This is a genomic window from Edaphobacter sp. 4G125 (assembly GCF_014274685.1).
GTDB lineage: Bacteria > Acidobacteriota > Terriglobia > Terriglobales > Acidobacteriaceae > Edaphobacter.
This window is the reverse complement of the sequence record NZ_CP060393.1, coordinates 2698879-2715166: the sequence shown is the minus strand read 5'-3', so window position 1 is coordinate 2715166 and position 16288 is coordinate 2698879. Positions and strand designations below refer to the sequence as shown.

The window sequence follows — 16288 nt, the reverse complement described above, 5'->3', positions numbered from 1 at the left end:
GAATCTTCGCCACAATGCACTTTTCAGCGGCAAACATTACGGCGCTTATCGTAGCTGCCAGTTTTGCGGGTGGCCTAAATATATATGCAACAGTTCTGACACTGGGAGTTTTAGCGCGTACGCATTGGGTTGCATTGCCGCCAGGATTAGAAGGGGTAGGGAGCACGTGGATTCTTATCGTCTGCGGGTTTATGTTTGTCATCGAATTTTTTGCAGACAAGATTCCAGGATTCGATGTGATCTGGAATGGGTTGCAAACGATTGTGCGTGTTCCGGTCGCAGGATTGATCGCTTATCATGCCAGCTCGCAGCTTTCCCCGCAGCTGCAATTGTTGGCAACCGCGATCGGAGCTGGCATAGCTTTGGCAACTCACGGCTCCAAGACGGCCTTGCGTACCGCGGTTACTCCCAGTCCGGAGCCCGTATCGAATATTGCGTTGAGCTCCACAGAAGATGCGCTGGCGGTCGGATTGACCTGGTTTGCAACGCATCATCCGATCGTTGCCGCTTCGATGGCCATTGCTCTTCTTGTGATTACTTTCTTCATCGCACGTGCCTTGTTGCGGGCTATCCAGAAGCCACTGAAGAAAATCTTTCGCCCCGATTTGGACGATGCAATTCCAGCGGAACGTAAGACTCAAGGGTGAAGCATAGAAGAGGGTGTATCTTTCAGAGTTGGCAGGCTAAGTGCGAACAACCTTGCAGGATCGAGATACTCTCCATGCCAGCGGACACTGAGATGCAGATGCGTCCCGGTGGCTCGTCCGGTACCTCCGCTAAGCGCTATAATCTGTCCTCGCTTTACCCTCTGCCCTTCTTTTACTTTGAACTTCGATAAATGCATATAGAGCGTCATCAGGCCAAGCCCGTGATCGATGATGACGCAGTTTCCTTCGTAGTAGAGTGAGCGAGCGAGTACAACTCGTCCATTATTTGTTGCCATGACAGGTGTTCCGGTTTTCGCGCGATAGTCTAATCCGCGGTGAATGCTTGCAAGGGATCCGTTGAAGAGGCGTCTTGTTCCAAAGGAATCGGTGCGCGGAGCGCTATGCAGAGGAGGAGAAAATCGTCCTATCCAAACGGGATAGTCTTCAGAGCCTGCAAAGGCTTTGTTTTTGATCTCCTGATCTGCAGCAATCTTTTGTTGTGCTGTTGTATCCGGTTTTACGTACTTCTCTGGAACAGTCAGTGGAATCTCTTTGTAGGGCGCAGGCGTTACTGAAATTGTTCGGTGTATTGTCTGCGAGGAATCTCCTTGGATCATTTCAACAGTGAGATCGTAATTGCCCGATTTAGTTCCCACATCAACTCCAGCCAAGGCGTACCATGTATCCGGTTTATCCTTCGCTTTGAAGAACTCTAGAGAATGTCCCTGCCAGTTTCCAGTGATGGAAGTTGCTTGACGCGCTTTGATGGCAAAGAGGCAAGGCGATCCATTGACGAGAGTTTCAGGTGTCCATGAAACGGATACAGGCTGTTGCGATAAGGCGAAGGAAAGATAAAGCAGAAAAAAGGCAGCGAATTGTAGTGTTCTGCTCAAAGCATTCATCGGTGTTCTCATGTAGACAAGGGAAGGGTAACTTATTTTTGATGAGTCACGATGTCTCTCCATCGTGTTAGAAAGGCTAAAAGCTCTTCCGGCGGCTTTATCCATGCTGTTGCATTTGTAGAGCGATAAGCATCGCGGACAAGGATTGGTAAACCGCGATCCTCCAAAGCTCGAAAGCCATCTTCATCGGTGATGTCGTCGCCTAAAAATGCGGTTGGAACATCGTTCGGAAGATCTTCAAGGATAGCTCGTATCGCATCCCCTTTGTCAGGATGAGCTATCCGCAATTCCAGTCCTCCATCGAATTGAAGAAGCTTGATGCCCGGGGTTTCAGAGAGAGCGGTCCATTCTGTCAACGTTTCTAATCGCACCTTTTCGCGTTCTTGTTCAGAGAGACCTCGCCAATGAACGGCAACTCCTCCTGGTTTGGCTTCGAGCAGGTCCGATAATTCCTTGGTGCGCAATTGTTGCTCTGCTTTTTCGAGAAGAAGTATCAGTTCAGGAGCGATAGTGTATTTTTTGATCGTTCCATCCAATTGGAGATAGTCCAGCCCATGTGCTCCCCATATCTCAAATCCCGCCAGTGGAGAGAGTAGGGCCTGCGCCTCGGGAACCGGGCGGCCTGTGATAACAACCATCCGGGTTCGTTTGGAACGCAAGATATCTTCAAGGAGCGGTAAAACTCCAATGTATGGGTATGCCTGGTCTCGTTCTATCTGGAAGGGTGCAAGCGTTCCATCGTAGTCCAATAGCAACGCCGACTTTTCGGATAATTGGAGTTGTTCCCAGAATTCAGCAGGGACGGAGAAGTCCTTTGACATCGAAGCTCCATTGTTTTCTATCGCTCGAGTCTTAGCTCGCATAGTTCACCAATAAGAGTTCCCGCCCACCAATAGATATTGTGTTCTCTTATGGTGCGACGCATTCGCTGCATACGGTCAATAACCTCTGAGGTATCCATCTCCAGAGCTTTGGCAATTGCTTCTCCGGTCTCTTGAATGTCGTAGGGATTGACGATGATGGCATCTCGCAGCTCTCGTGCTGCTCCAGTAAATCGGCTAAGAATCAGAACGCCGCGTTCATCGTCACGAGAAGCAACATATTCTTTGGCGACGAGATTCATGCCATCGTGAAGTGATGTGACCATGCACAGATGAGCCGCGCGATAGTATCGTCGGACCTCTTTATGAGAATGCTGTCGGTTTAAGAAGACGATAGGCTTCCATTTCCCTTGTTTGAAGCGATCGTTGATGCGGTTTGCTTCGACCTGCACCTCTTTTTGAAAGTCGGCGTATCGTGGGATATTGCTTCGTGTGGGTGCCCCGATCTGGATAAATGTAAATTTCCCCTGATACCGTGGATGGCGTTCAAGGAAAGATTCCACCGCAAGGAATCTCTCTACAATCCCTTTGGTGTAGTCGACGCGATCCACGCCCACTCCAAGAAAGCTTGCTTCTATTCCAAGCTCAGCGATAAGCGCACTGCGTTCTTCTTCGGCGCTCCGCTCCGGATGGGATTCCGGCATCTCTGCCATCTCTACGCTGATGGGGAACGGAAGCACTGAGGACCAGTGATTATTTCGTTTGACTGAGAAATGTTCCCAATCCACTCTTGCTTCAAGTACGCGGTCGACGGTGCTCATAAAATTGTTGCAGTGGGCTTGCACGTGGAAACCGATCAGATCGGCACCAAGAAGCCCGTCCAGGAGTTCCTTCTGCCACGGGCAAATGCTGAATGCTTCTGGATTGGGCCATGGAATATGCCAAAAGATCGCTACCCTTGCATGAGGCATGCGATCTTTTACCATGTGGGGAAGAAGCGCGAAGTGATAATCCTGGATGAGAACTACAGGATGCTCTTCTCCTTCCATCTCTTCCATCAGAGCATCGGCAAAGCGCTCGTTAATCTTCTGATAGTAGTCCCAGTCTGAAGCTCGGAAGGTTGGTCGTGTGTGCGCCATGTGGCATAGCGGCCATAACCCTTCATTTGCGAATCCGTAATAATAGCCTTCTTCTTCTTCCGCAGTCAGCCAGACTCGCCGTAGAGTGTACTTCGGATCATCGGGTGGAACCTGTAGCCGGTCATGGCTGTCCACGGTTTCTGCGTCGGCGCTTCCGCTGCCTTGAGCGATCCAGGTTCCATTGCATGCACAAAGGATGGGCTCAATTGCAGTAACAAGCCCACTGGCAGGAACGGTGACGGTAATTTCATTCCCTTGTCGATTGTGGATGTACGGTTCTCGATTGGAGACAACAAACAACCCGCTACCGTTTAGCTTGCCTCGAACGTGCTCTGCAAGACGCTGAGCAGTCCAAAGCGATTCATTCGTATTTCGCAGGCGCGCTTCAATCTCCGCGGCGGCACGCGCCTGTTTCATGCTTTCCGCCAAAGGCGCCATCTCCCTGGCTAAAGGGGCCAGGAAGTCAAGATCTTTACTTGGCGGCTGTGCGATAGATTTTCCGGTGCGAAGACCCTTCATCCACTGTGCAGCCCGCGCAATGGGACCAACAAGACTCCAGCGAATAATGAGCAGGGTAATCGCGACAATGACCAGAACCTGGCCGGCAATGTGAATAAAGACGCGACTCCAGATTCGAAAAGTCTCGGCTCGAATATAAGCAGTCTCGTAAACCAGGACGATTCCGCCGATTGCACTTTTATCGCGAGCGTGAAGTGGCGCAGCTAGCAGGTAGACGCGGCGGAAATGAATTCGGGTAAATCTGTTTTCGGGGCGATCGTATTTAAGCGCATCTTCCAATGCGTCAGGAGTCGTAGAAAGCAGTGAACTGAGTTCGCGACTTAGGACCAGCTGAGAGCCGTTGTGGTCATAGATACCGATCCCCATCAAATGATCGCGATTGCTGAAGCGTCGCACTAGTTGCTCGAGATTTGCGGTATCTCCATTGGCAAGATACATTTCGGCGCTGCTTGCAAGACTTTCTCCTAACGCTTCTGCCTTATGCTGCAAATCTCTGCGCAAGGATTCCTTGTCATCCTGCACATCAGACCAGGAAGAAGCCAGAGAAACGAGGGTCACCCCCAGTATCAACGCTATGATCAATCGCAGACTAAGAATACGCATAGGCCCATTTCTGACGAATCCTTCAAGGAGCCGTAAAAAGATAAAAATAAAGTTTAGTAGTTATTTCAGCAGCATGTGATGGACGGCCCAATCCCAGCGCAGGCGAGGATTAGAGCAGGTGTTCTTGTTTTGGCTAACCTTCACCTCAAAATCCACTTAAAAGCTTCTCGCGTGCATGAGCACGTGATTTCAGGAAAATGATGTTGTTCTGTTATTAGAGGGTGAAAAAGCGATCAAACGTTGCCTGAAGAAGAAGGTAAAGCACGGATGCTCTACCTTCTTTGACTACTTTTTTTGAGATGCAAGTTTCTTCTGAAGATCGAGGAATCTTCGAATGCGATCAAGAGATCGCGCTTTACCGAAGATCACCATGCTTTCCAGCAATGGAGGAGAGGCGGTACTTCCCGAAATGATGGCTCGAAGCAGCATGAAATTCTCTTTGACCGACCAGGACTTCTCTTCGCCTAAGTTTTTTAGCGCTCGTTCGAGAGCCTCGTGGGTCCAGTCGGTTGCTTCGAGCACCGCCAGTTGATCTTGTGCAAATGTTAGCGTCTCCTCAAGAGTGTGCTTTTTAGGCAAGAAGGTGTCTGCCGTGGGCACAACATGATCCGAAAAGAAGAATCCAGTAAGGTCGCCGAACTGGGTCAGTGTCTCGATGCGAGTTTGCATGAGTGCAGAGATCTGACGCAAATAATCGTCTCCAAAGACCCGTGTGCGAATCGCCTGAAAGAAATCCTCAGGCGAGAGCTTGCGCAGGTACTCTCCATTGAGCCATTTGAGCTTGGTGAGATCGAAAACGGGACCACCCAGCCGGATATTGGCGAAGACAAAATGCTCAACCATCTCCGCTAAAGTGAATTGCTCGGTGCCGCTATTGATGTCGGCTGGCATTCCTCCGCCCATGAGACCTAGGAAATTGATGATCGCTTCAGGCAGATATCCACTGTCCCGGTAGTAGATCAGGGAGACAGGATTCTTTCGTTTCGAAATCTTCGACTTGTCGAGGTTGCGCAGGAGAGGCATGTGCCAGAACCGTGGGACCTGCCATCCGAAGGCCTTATAAAGGAGGACGTGCTTCGGCGTGGAAGAGATCCATTCCTCCGCTCGAATCACATCCGTGATCTGCATCAGATGATCGTCGACTACATTGGCAAGGTGATAAGTCGGGAAGCCATCCGATTTAAGCAGGACCTGATCATCGACATTGTTGTGTTCAAAGGTGATCTCTCCGCGTAACTCGTCACGGAACGTCGTGGAAGATGTGAGGTCATTCCCCTGAGGAGGAACTGCAAGGCGGATCGTATATGGCTTATTGGCTGCGAGGTACCGCTCGAGCTGTTCAGGCGAAAGATGACGGCAGGTGCCGGGATATCGGGGCGGGAGCTTTGCGGCTATCTGTTGCTTGCGTACAGATTCCAGTTCTTCTGGAGTACAGAAGCAGCGATAGGCGGTTCCGTTCGTAAGAAGAATCTCTGCGTGTTTACGATAGATCTCGGTGCGCTCGGACTGGCGGTAGGGGCCAAATGGACCTCCTACATCCGGGCCTTCGTCCCAATTCAGGCCCAGCCAGCGAAGGGAGTCGAAGATCATCTGCTCTGAGGTAGAGACAAAGCGGGTGCGGTCGGTGTCTTCGATGCGAAGGATGAATTTGCCTGATCGCTGCCGGGCATAGATGTAGTTGAGCAAGCCGATATAGGCGGTCCCCACATGGGGGTCGCCGGTCGGCGAAGGGGCGATGCGGACGCGGATCGGGGCTTCAGTGCTGGTGCTCGTCATGATAGTTGCCAAACTTCGATGCTAGCAGAGTCAGCGCAGTTCAGCAGCATGGCATGACGAAGCAGCGGCGGCGCAGAATCTAGGTCTGTTCTCCGCAGATCGTGATCGTGAAGGCCGAATCGTTGAACCGATACGAGCGAGAGAGTTTGAAGGTCGAGCTCTTGCGGTGGACATCATATTGCGTTCCGGTGACGACCGTCGGCACGGAGAGCAGGCAGGCCGAGCTGAGGGAAGGGATCTTCAATTTCCAGGCCCCAGCGAGGATGTTGGTGATCTCTCCGATTCCGTCCAGAACGGTGTCGTCAATCGCGGGGACCTCGTCCATTCCCATCATGCTGGCGGTGATCTGGCGGGCTCCGATTTCATTGATGACCACAGAGAAAGCTCCACTGAGTGCTCCTGCGAGTCCGATCACTCCGGTGATGGTGATGGGGGTGTTGGAGGGGGCTACGGTGGTGTCGGAGACAGAGACGGGGACGCCCATCATCATGCCGAGGACCTCTTCTACGGTCTGGTCGAGCAGGGAAGTATCAGAGAGTGTTGCGAGGGCAATTGATTCGGCAGGCTGCAAGGTGGGCGATGCGATCATGCGATGGAGCTCTCCTTCGGGTGGATAGAAGCTCTATCGGCAAAATGAGGAAAGGGATGAGGTAGGGGGATCCGCTCGATGGTACCCTCCCTCCTCCCCCCCCATACAATATCGCGCAAAGTATTCAAAATAAATACGATAGGCTCGTACTTCCAATGCGGTCGAGAAGATTTGCCCGTTGGAACTCCGCAGAGGAGGGCTGATGGTTCGGTTACATGTCTCGGTGCTGTCTTTAATTTTATCGAATCGAATGGGTCTAATCTGCAGTTGCAATGTGTCCTGTTTTGTTTGGTTTATATGGGTTAGGGGCTTGACAGGGCTGTGATCGCTTCGATGTTCTGGAAGATGATACTCCTGGATGTATGGATGGAGATAAAGGTGCTTAAAGAATGAAGCCCGGCCAATTTGACCGGGCTTCAAGGTTGGACTTCTAACTTGCGTTAGAAGTGGTACTTGACGGACAGCTGAAGGTTACGCGGGTTCGAACGGACAGCAGTGATCTGACCGAAGTTCGACGGCGAACCTACGTTGCTGGCAGGGTTGGACAGATATGCACTGTTTAGGAGGTTGTCAGCATCAGCACGGAAGTTGATCTGGTGCTCATGCCAAATGGTGAAGTCCTTGGTAACCGAAGCCCCGTAAGTCTGGAAGCTCGCTGCGCGCTCTGAAGTCGGGCGAGTGGTACCGAAGGTTCCATTGCTGGGTTGACCATAGGCGCACACGCCGTTATCAATAGCGATTCCATTCGCATCAATGCCGCAGGGAATCGCAGAAGGATCGGTTCCAAACCAGTTGTTGATGGAGCGGTTGACGATCTTCAGCTTGCGATAGTGATTCGAACGCTGTGAGTTGCCATTGACGTAGGTGTTGTTGGTTGCGTTGATGTTGACCGGGAAGCCCGTGTAGACGACACCTGTCATGCCGACCTTCCATCCGCCGACAAGTTCATCGAGGATGAAGGGCATATTGCCTCCAAGCATACGATTCCGTCCGACGGGCAGATCATAGACCAGGTTGAAGTTGACCGCGTGACGCACATCCTGTCCGGTTGGTCCCCATTCGTTGTGGAGGTTATAGACATTCTCTGCATACGCGCTTGCCACGGTGACACTGGGAACACCATAGAAGCCGGTGCTGTTGGTGAGCGCCTTGCTCCAGGTGTAGTTAGCGGTATATTGCAGACCATGCCATGCGCGCTGGCGGAAGCTGACCTGCAAGGAGTTGTAGTTCATGGAAGCATTGGAGTCCGTATAACGGACGACGCCGTTATAACCAATGCCAGGGGTGTTGTAGAAGGGGGCCGGAGCCAAAGTGAGGCAAGCGGTTGGTGGCTTGGAAGTGTTAACAGCCTGGAGCACGCCTCCAATAACGCAGGTGTTGGGCAGCTGATTCCGCTGGTTTGCGGTGACCAGATGTTGCCCAGACTCGCCGGCATAGCCGACCTGGAAGGATGCAGTATTGTTGAGCTGATACTCCAGGGTCAGATTGTAGATGCTGATAAACGCCGGTTTAATCTTCTTGTTCCAGACATTATAGACGTTCGACAGAGCTGTAGCGCTGCCGAATCCGCCCTGAACATCATAGAAGGAACCAGCGGAATTGCCGGGGCCAGGCAGGTTTCCACTGAGCTGGGAGGCTGCCTGGAAGGGAAGGTTGGTGGTCATGCGGAGATTCGCACCGGTGCCTTCCATGTAGTTCTGCAGGCCGTATCCGCCGCGAACGACGAACTTGGGGCTGACGGACCATGCAAAACCAATGCGGGGCATGATGCTGCCGTGATATGGATCAACCAGTCCGCGACCGTAGCCAGCATCCTTGGCGGTGATGCAGGGTAGGCCGAACGGCTGACATACAGAGGTATCGTTGCCGTCGAGAATGATCCGGCTGGGGTTGGCCGGGTCGATGGTCGACATCTTATGGTTAACCTCGTAGATCGGTTGTGAGTACTCATAGCGAAGGCCGAGGTTGAGGGTGAGAGTGGGGGTGACCTTCCAGTCGTCCTGGACGAAGTAGGCATTGCGCCACTGGCGCATGCCAACCGGACCGGCGACGCCGCCGACGCTCTTGAAACCAGCGCGATTCAACAGGAAGTCAGCTGCGGTATAACCGGTGCTGTGTCCGTTGGCAGGAGTCGCCGCGCTGGAGGTTCCAGGTCCAAGATAGAAGAAGCCGCCGAGCGAACCATCATTGCCCGGGTAGAAGTTGTTCTGCTGCTGGCGAAGGAACTGTACACCGAACTTGAAAGTGTGGCGGTTCTTAAGCCAAGTGAAGTTGTCGCCGTAGAGGAAGGTGTTGATGGTGTAGTTGGTGCCGGTATTCTGGTTACCAAGCGTGGTGAACTCTGTTCCGTTGGTTGCCTGGAACCCCTGCGGGCTGGCAGAGTTGTTGAAGCCGAGCGCAGAGAAACCTGCGAACTGTTGTTTGACTGGGTTGTTGGCTCCAATGCCGAGGATGCTGTCGCCGTTCAAGCCAAAGACGCCTGACGGATCGAGCAGGACGGCACCGTTATTCTGAATACGGGTATAGCCGGCACGGAACTCATTGACCATGGCCGAGTTGAAGGTGTGGACTTCATTAATGGCAACGCCACGCACCGGGAAGGTTGGAGCGCTGGCGAAGCTGGTTGGAAGTACATTCTGGGTGGTCTGCCCCTGGTTCGCATAGGAGAAGCGGACAAACATGCTGTCCTTCTGCGTGGCTCTCCAGTCGACTTTGATGTCGAACTGATTGCCATAATTGCGAGCTTTGGTGGGACCGACGTAGTTGTTACGAGCCGGGGTATTGCTTGCGTCAGGTGCGCGATTTGCGCGGGGATACAGCTCCGGATGCGCGAGCAGATACTGGGCTGCGGGGTTAAGGATTGGAATCTGGTTATTGGCAAAACGGGGATTACCCGAAGCCGTTGCATCATACAACTCAATCAGACGAGAGTTTTTCGCGCAGACTCCACCTGGATCGCCCGAGCACATCAGTGCAGGGTTCAGGAGCTCTGAAAAGTCACCGTTACGCATCTTATCGGTGAGCACAGTTGCGGTTCCGTTACCACCGGAGTGAAAACGTCCGCCCTGGTAGTCTCCGAAGAAGAAGAGCTTGTCCTTCAAGATAGGTCCGCCCAGTGTTCCGCCAAAGATATTGCGGGTGAAGGGATTTCTGTCGATGATCGTCGAACCGTGCTTGTTTGCCCAGCTGTTGGCATTCAGATTCTGATTGCCGAGAAAGTAGAAGGCACTTCCATGGAGCTGGTTTGTACCGCTCTTGGTCTGGTAGATGATATCGCCACCGAGTACGTTGCCGTACTCCGCAGGGGCGTTGGCAGAGATTACCTGAACCTGCCCGATAGCATCAACGCTGGGATTGTAGCCAGGGGTATCGTCGAGCGTCTGGTTGATGTTCATACCATCAAGCAGATACTGATTGGTTTGTTGACGGTTGCCGTTGACCGATACCGAGCTGTTGCTGCTGGCACCAGCCATGTTGTTTCCGCTGAGGGGGCCGGAGATTGATGCGTTGCTGACGAAGCTGTTCGGTGATGTGCTAACGGAACCCGGAAGAAACATCGTCAGAGCGTTGAGATTGCGGCTGACCAGAGGCAAGTTTTCGATCGCGCGATTATCGAGAGTCGTCGCAAGGACCGGGCTCTCCGTGTTAATCAGTGGAGCGACCTCTGCTTCAACGGTAACCTTCTGCTGCTGATTCTCGAGGCTCAGTTTGCCATCGATCTTTGCGTTCTGGCCGGTTTCCAGAGCAAACGGACCATAGGTTGTTGTCGAGAACCCGGCAGAGGTAATAGTGACCTTATAATGTCCGATCTGGAGGAAGCGGATGTTGTAGAGACCGTCGTTGTTGGTGGTTGTTTCGGTTGCAACACCGGTATCAACGTTGGTTGCGACCACCTTGGCGTTTGGTACGACTGCTCCGGATGGGTCCGTCACAGTACCATTCACGCTTCCGGTAATCGTCTGTGCCCACGTCATTGCGCTACATGAAACCAGCGCAATGATGAGCATGACTTTTAGCATGATTGATCGTGCTTGCATCGTTAGTCTCCTCAAAAAAAATCTGGATGCTTTGGCTATTGACTTACTGTTGTGTTGGCAAAGAATCGGTAATGAATCTTCCAACGGTCCGTCTTTCCAGGGGGAATATCCAGATGGATATATGCCTCAGGCGAGACTGTCGTACGAATGGACCAGAGATAAAAACGTGAGATCGGATGATCCGAACTCTGCTCTATTCCGACTCCTTGTTTCGTGTCTTCTACGGTGAAATCATAATCGGCGGCACTGGCCCCGTAGCCTTGCAGATAGCCAGCAACACCATGCCTGGGTGTAAGTTCCTCCTTGTAGATAATCTCGTTTCCTTCCACCTGAACCGCATCGCCCAATGGGGTCTCCGGTTTTGGCTGAAATGGGAAACGAATCTTGATTCCGGGGCCAATCGGACGTCCATTAAACATGAAGAAATCATGATCGTAGACATCGGTCGTGATTGCGCGTGTCCCGGTATTTTTTAATGAGTGCTCCAGCGTCATCACCGAACCGGAGAGGACAACCTTTTTCTGATAGATGTAGGCGTATCCCCGTGGTCCCGTGAGCCGTTGTGTAAAGGTGATGGAGTGTCGCTTCGTTTTGACCGCCCACTTTCCTGAATCGATGAGCGGATAGGTAAAGCCGAACTTGTACGGGGTGTCGTCGACGCGGCGGAGCACCCCGACCCCTGGCTTGACGAAGAGTTCTCCGGGCTTGGCTTCTGCATAGCCCAATGCCCCATCAGAAGAGCGAAACTCTTCAACCGGCCCCGTGATGGCATCGTTGGTCATGGGGTCGTACTGTCGGAACCACTCGCCAAAGAAGCGATGCCCTTTGAGCGATACGCAGGGAATGACGCCGGACCAGTCGAACCGGGAGGCGCGATAGTATCCGTTCTGAGTATCGGGAAGAAAGAAGAGGGCGTCGAGGGTTCCGTTCGAAAGAAGAACCTTGGGGTGGTCGCTGTGGGGTACATCTGCACAAGGACTGGCCTTGGGCGATGAGGCAGCCAAAAGGGCAGGGCAGCAGGCAAGCGCCGCTGCCACCAGGCCATTGTGTAGATGTCTGGACAACCACGAATTGGGAGAGATGACCAAGGAAATCTCCGAACAGCAGACTTCTAAAGCGAACTGCGAGACAACCGTGATGCAAAAGATCTGTCAATCTGGGAGATTAAGCCCGAACCGACATCGAGTGGTGAAAAATATTATTAGGATCGTACCTGCGTTTTACCTTCTGAAGGAAGGGGTAAAGATCACCGTCGCCGTAATAAAGTTGCGGCCAGAATGGGTATTCGAGCATATCCACGTCGGGATAATTGATGTAACAACCCTCATACTGCTGGTTATAGTAAGGGGTTCCTTTGTGTTGTGGGTCGGCATCAGGGCCGGAATAAAGGTCCGTGTAGAAGTCCTTCATCCACTGCACTCGCGCTGCGTCGTCCTTCGGGTCCTGCCAGTAAGTCTGGAACTGAAGTTTTAGAACAGAAGCGCGCTGAGGGACCGAGGTCACGTTGGCCAGCTCCGGACGGTTGACCGCTCCACCATAGGAGTCGGCTGCGAGAATCCCACTCAACTCAACGCCAGGAATCTCCCGGGTGAGGTGCTTATAGATGATACGGGCCTCATCGCGTGTAAATCCGCGCTTCATATAAGAGGACTTGTACTTCGCGCGTACTCCTCCGCCAAAGCCTCCACGAACCGTGGCGTCGTACCAGTCCGTGCGATTCATTTTGTGCGGGCCTGAGCAGGGGAGGGGCGTTCCATCGGGCTTGGTCAGGATGCGATTGCCACCGGACTTGGCAGTATGGCGGGCGTCCATCGGCTTGGTCTCTGCTGCCAGCGGTTTGCAGGGCTGGAACAGATCCACAAACTCATTGAGGACTGTCAGGTCATCGCAGGTTCCGTCGGGGTTGCAGAATTGGGCCGAGATCCCGATGTGGCCAGAAGAACGATGCGAGAGGCCGAGGAAGGTAAATAGGCCCCAGGTATCCGGATCCTTGCCGCGTGTCTCCATATAGTGGCCATAGGTGGTAATGATGGCCTCAAAGCGTTCTGGAGTCATATCCTCCCAGGGGAAGGACATGCTGATGTTGGCGACCTCGCGTGGAGCGACCGGCATCTTGTCGAAGTAATAGGCGGTAATGACGCCAAAGTTGTTGCCGCCGGCCCCACGACAGGCGCGGAACAGGTCAGGATCATTGGTGCTGTCGACACGACGTTTGGTGACATTTCCTGAGGCGTCTACGGTGAGAATGTCAACTGCGGAGAGCCAGTCGACCGTTAGACCGTGAAGGCGGCTGAGGACTCCATATCCTCCACCTGAGATATGACCGCCAGCGCCCACGCTATAGCAGGAGCCTCCAGGGAAGGTGACACCATATTCCTTATAGAGCCGCGTGTAGGCATCCCCAAGCCTTGTTCCCGTGCTGATCTTGTAGGTATGGCCGCTCCCCGAAGCATCGGAGTCAGTCAACATGCTGAGATCAAGCAGGGCCCCACCAGGGTTGTTGCAGACGAAGTCTTCGTAACAGTGTCCACCAGAGCGAATGGTCGGGCGCAGACCGGCGCGTACGATCTTTTGCAGGGTTTCAGCAGCGTCGTCTGCGTTATGACAGACCTCAATACGGCTGACAGTCTCCGCATCAGAAGCGGGCCACCGACGATTGTTGCCCCTCTTCAAAATCGAAAAGCGCGGATCCTGGGGTGAAACTGTGGTCGACATGCTACTCCTTTTTTTGAAAAAACTAAGGCTACGCCTACCTCCATAGAGCAGGCATCTATGCCATGGAAAAGACAACTCGCAAAAGAGGGAAAAGCTGTAATTTCAGTTAGTTGACACTTACGGTCAATTGTTTTGAGTGGGATGATTTCAAACCACGGGAAACAATTCTGTCAATCAGGCGCTTGCTCTGGGTTTGTATAGGTCAAATGGCTTATTTCCATCGCAACCGTTGCAATAACATTATTTAGCTCTGGGTAATAGAGCTATTCTATGTGAATGTTTCGTGACAATCACTCATTTTTTTGCCATGAATGACCTCTTTTTAAGAGGGAATTTTCCGGTTCTGCGAGAGTTTTGCGATGGCATACAGGGGGAGCCCTGCTGCAGCAATCAAAAGAGAGAAGGTCAGCGCTGGCATACCAGCAACGGTCTCTCCGCGGGAAACATAAAGGGCGTAGAAGGTTAGAGCAACAGGACTCAAGCCAAGCAAGATGGGAACCCAATCCGGTCCAGGGATGCGAAAAGGACGTGGCAGGTCAGGTTCCTTCCAGCGAAGCAGGATCAACGCGACAAATTCCAGAATCATTGAGAACCCATAGAGAACGAGGTCGATGGTGATCAGACGCTCGAAGGAGAATCCCAAGGCCAAAGCCCAGCAGACTCCACAGGCAAGAATACAAACCCAGGGAGCTCCATTTTGCAGGCGCTTGGTAAAGACCTTTGGCAGGAAACCGTCTTCAGCCATGGCGTGAGGTAGACGGGTATAGGAGAGCGTCAGATTGCTGAAAGTTCCGAAATCATCGAGCGAACCAGCCAGGACGATTGCTAGAGCAAGAATGGGCCCCCCCAGGATGTAGCCGGCATCGACCCAGGCTCCGGTAGAGAACCGTTCTGCCGGGATTCCGGCCCAGGCGATGGCCGAGATTGGGATGATATAGGTCAGCATGACCATGATGGCCGCCAGCAGGATGACACGAGGGTAGTTTCGTTGTGGATTCTCAACTTCATTGGCGATGGTTGTTGCGTTGTCCCATCCCATGTAGTTCCACATCGCAACCAGAACTGCGGTCGAGAACCCTTTACCTGCCGGAGCTGCGAGAGAGGCATGTCCGCCAAAGGGTCCGGCTGCACCACGCATTCCCACAAAGATTGCAACGAGCAAAAGAGCTATAAAGGGAGAGATGGCAATGAGCCAGAGCCGAACCGATCCTTCGCCTACGTTGACGGCTCCGCGAAGATTCCACAGGACGGCGGCAGCAACGACGGCCAGCTCGAGCGCGATGGCGCGATGACCATGCGTCAGTGACGGAGCGAGGTGCTCGAGGTAGAGGACGAAGGTCGTAGGATAGATCGCCATGTCGAAGACGGAGGCCGAGAGCGAGAGCCAAGCCTCCTGAAATCCCCAGAAGGGTCCCATGGCTCGTTTAACCCATGCGTAAAACCCCCCTTCTTCCGGGACAGCCGAAGCTAGTTCGCCTAGCATCAGTGCAGTGGGAAAGCTCCAGAAAAAAGGAAGCAGAGTCAGGAGCAGAAGCGCGCAGCCGTACCCTCCGAAGCCGATGATGTCTTCGAGGTCGTAAGGGCCTCCCGAGACCATAAAGTAGGTCGCCGCGAGCAGAGGAAGAAGTTTGAGCTTTCGGACGCGAATCCTGGATGGTTCGGCCGCAGAAAGGGAACTGGGCATATTCGGTTGAAAACCTATCCTATCTTGACGGACGGTTCTTCTGAATCGTTCCCCCTCTTAGTCATCCAAAAGATTTGTATATTATTTGCCGACAGGTCGCCGTCAATGGAAGAATCATGGAGCAGGAGATCATGATGATTTTCGGACTGAGCAGAAGGGCAGGAACATGCTGGAAGATCTGAAAGAGGCCACACTTGAGGCCAACCTGGAGTTGGTGCGCCGTGGCCTGGTGCTCTATACCTTCGGAAATGCCAGCGGAATTGACCGCGAGCAAGGCCTGGTGGTCATCAAGCCAAGTGGGGTGGACTACGAAGCGCTTAAGCCGGAGCACATGGTGGTAACCGATCTTGCAGGCAATATTGTCGAAGGTGATCTGAAGCCGTCCAGCGATCTTAAGACTCATCTGGAGCTGTATAAAGCTTTCGTCAGTATTGGTGGGATCGTTCATACACATAGTGAGAATGCGACAGCCTGGGCACAGGCCGGCCGCGAGATCCCTGCGCTCGGAACGACGCACGCGGACTACTTTCATGGCCCTGTTCCTTGCACACGTGAGCTTACCGATGACGAGATCGACGGTGATTATGTTTTGAACACGGGCACCGCGATCATCGAGCGCTTTGCCGAGATCGATCCGTTGGCCGTTCCAGCAGTGCTGGTCGCGGGACATGCTCCATTTACATGGGGTAAAGATCCACGCGATGCGGCGCATAATGCAGTCGTGCTGGAGGCCGTGGCCAAGATGGCCTTTATGAGCGTTCTGCTGAATTCACAGTGCGGCGTATCGCAATCGCTGCTGGACAGACACTACTTCCGCAAGCATGGTGCGAAGGCAACATACGGACAAGATTAATTT

The 16288-nt window shown here is 53.0% G+C and carries 11 protein-coding genes; 2 read left to right on the top strand and 9 right to left on the bottom strand.

Annotated elements, in window-relative coordinates; all coding sequences use genetic code 11:
- The first annotated feature begins 14 nt into the window (after window positions 1-14).
- Window positions 15-647 carry a DUF4126 domain-containing protein gene (locus H7846_RS11325; RefSeq protein ID WP_186692197.1) on the top strand — a complete coding sequence of 211 codons (633 nt, stop codon included), beginning with the start codon at window positions 15-17 and terminating at the stop codon, window positions 645-647.
- On the opposite strand, the gene H7846_RS11320 is transcribed toward H7846_RS11325, so the two are convergent.
- From H7846_RS11320 to H7846_RS11280, 9 genes are all read right to left on the bottom strand, one after another.
- On the bottom strand, window positions 638-1549 hold the full coding sequence (locus tag H7846_RS11320) for a M23 family metallopeptidase (RefSeq protein ID WP_186692195.1): 912 nt from the start codon (window positions 1547-1549) through the stop codon (window positions 638-640). The two genes, H7846_RS11325 and H7846_RS11320, sit on opposite strands and share 10 nt — an antisense overlap.
- A 32-nt stretch (window positions 1550-1581) precedes the next feature.
- Window positions 1582-2370 carry a trehalose-phosphatase gene (gene otsB, locus H7846_RS11315; RefSeq protein ID WP_186692193.1) on the bottom strand — a complete coding sequence of 263 codons (789 nt, stop codon included), beginning with the start codon at window positions 2368-2370 and terminating at the stop codon, window positions 1582-1584.
- Between the two features lie 17 nt (window positions 2371-2387).
- Window positions 2388-4466 carry an alpha,alpha-trehalose-phosphate synthase (UDP-forming) gene (locus H7846_RS11310; RefSeq protein WP_255460576.1) on the bottom strand — a complete coding sequence of 693 codons (2079 nt, stop codon included), beginning with the start codon at window positions 4464-4466 and terminating at the stop codon, window positions 2388-2390.
- Window positions 4467-4916: 450 nt separating this feature from the next.
- On the bottom strand, window positions 4917-6407 hold the full coding sequence (gltX, locus tag H7846_RS11305; protein ID WP_186692191.1) for a glutamate--tRNA ligase: 1491 nt from the start codon (window positions 6405-6407) through the stop codon (window positions 4917-4919).
- Window positions 6408-6486: 79 nt separating this feature from the next.
- Entirely contained in the window at window positions 6487-6996 is a 510-nt protein-coding gene (locus H7846_RS11300) for a chemotaxis protein CheX (RefSeq protein WP_186692190.1), read from the bottom strand.
- A gap of 440 nt (window positions 6997-7436) precedes the next feature.
- Window positions 7437-11033 carry a TonB-dependent receptor gene (locus tag H7846_RS11295; protein WP_255460575.1) on the bottom strand — a complete coding sequence of 1199 codons (3597 nt, stop codon included), beginning with the start codon at window positions 11031-11033 and terminating at the stop codon, window positions 7437-7439.
- Window positions 11034-11068: 35 nt separating this feature from the next.
- Window positions 11069-12121, bottom strand: a complete 1053-nt coding sequence (locus H7846_RS11290) for a hypothetical protein (RefSeq protein ID WP_255460574.1) — start codon at window positions 12119-12121, stop codon at window positions 11069-11071.
- A 76-nt stretch (window positions 12122-12197) separates the two neighbouring features.
- Entirely contained in the window at window positions 12198-13748 is a 1551-nt protein-coding gene (locus tag H7846_RS11285) for an FAD-dependent oxidoreductase (protein ID WP_186692188.1), read from the bottom strand.
- A gap of 322 nt (window positions 13749-14070) precedes the next feature.
- Complete coding sequence (locus H7846_RS11280) at window positions 14071-15432, bottom strand: APC family permease (RefSeq protein WP_186692186.1); 1362 nt, start codon at window positions 15430-15432, stop codon at window positions 14071-14073.
- Between the two features lie 166 nt (window positions 15433-15598).
- On the opposite strand from H7846_RS11280, the gene H7846_RS11275 reads away from it, so the two are divergent.
- A complete protein-coding gene (locus H7846_RS11275; protein ID WP_304487892.1) occupies window positions 15599-16285 on the top strand; it encodes an L-ribulose-5-phosphate 4-epimerase in 687 nt (228 codons plus the stop codon).
- The last annotated feature ends 3 nt before the right edge of the window (window positions 16286-16288 follow it).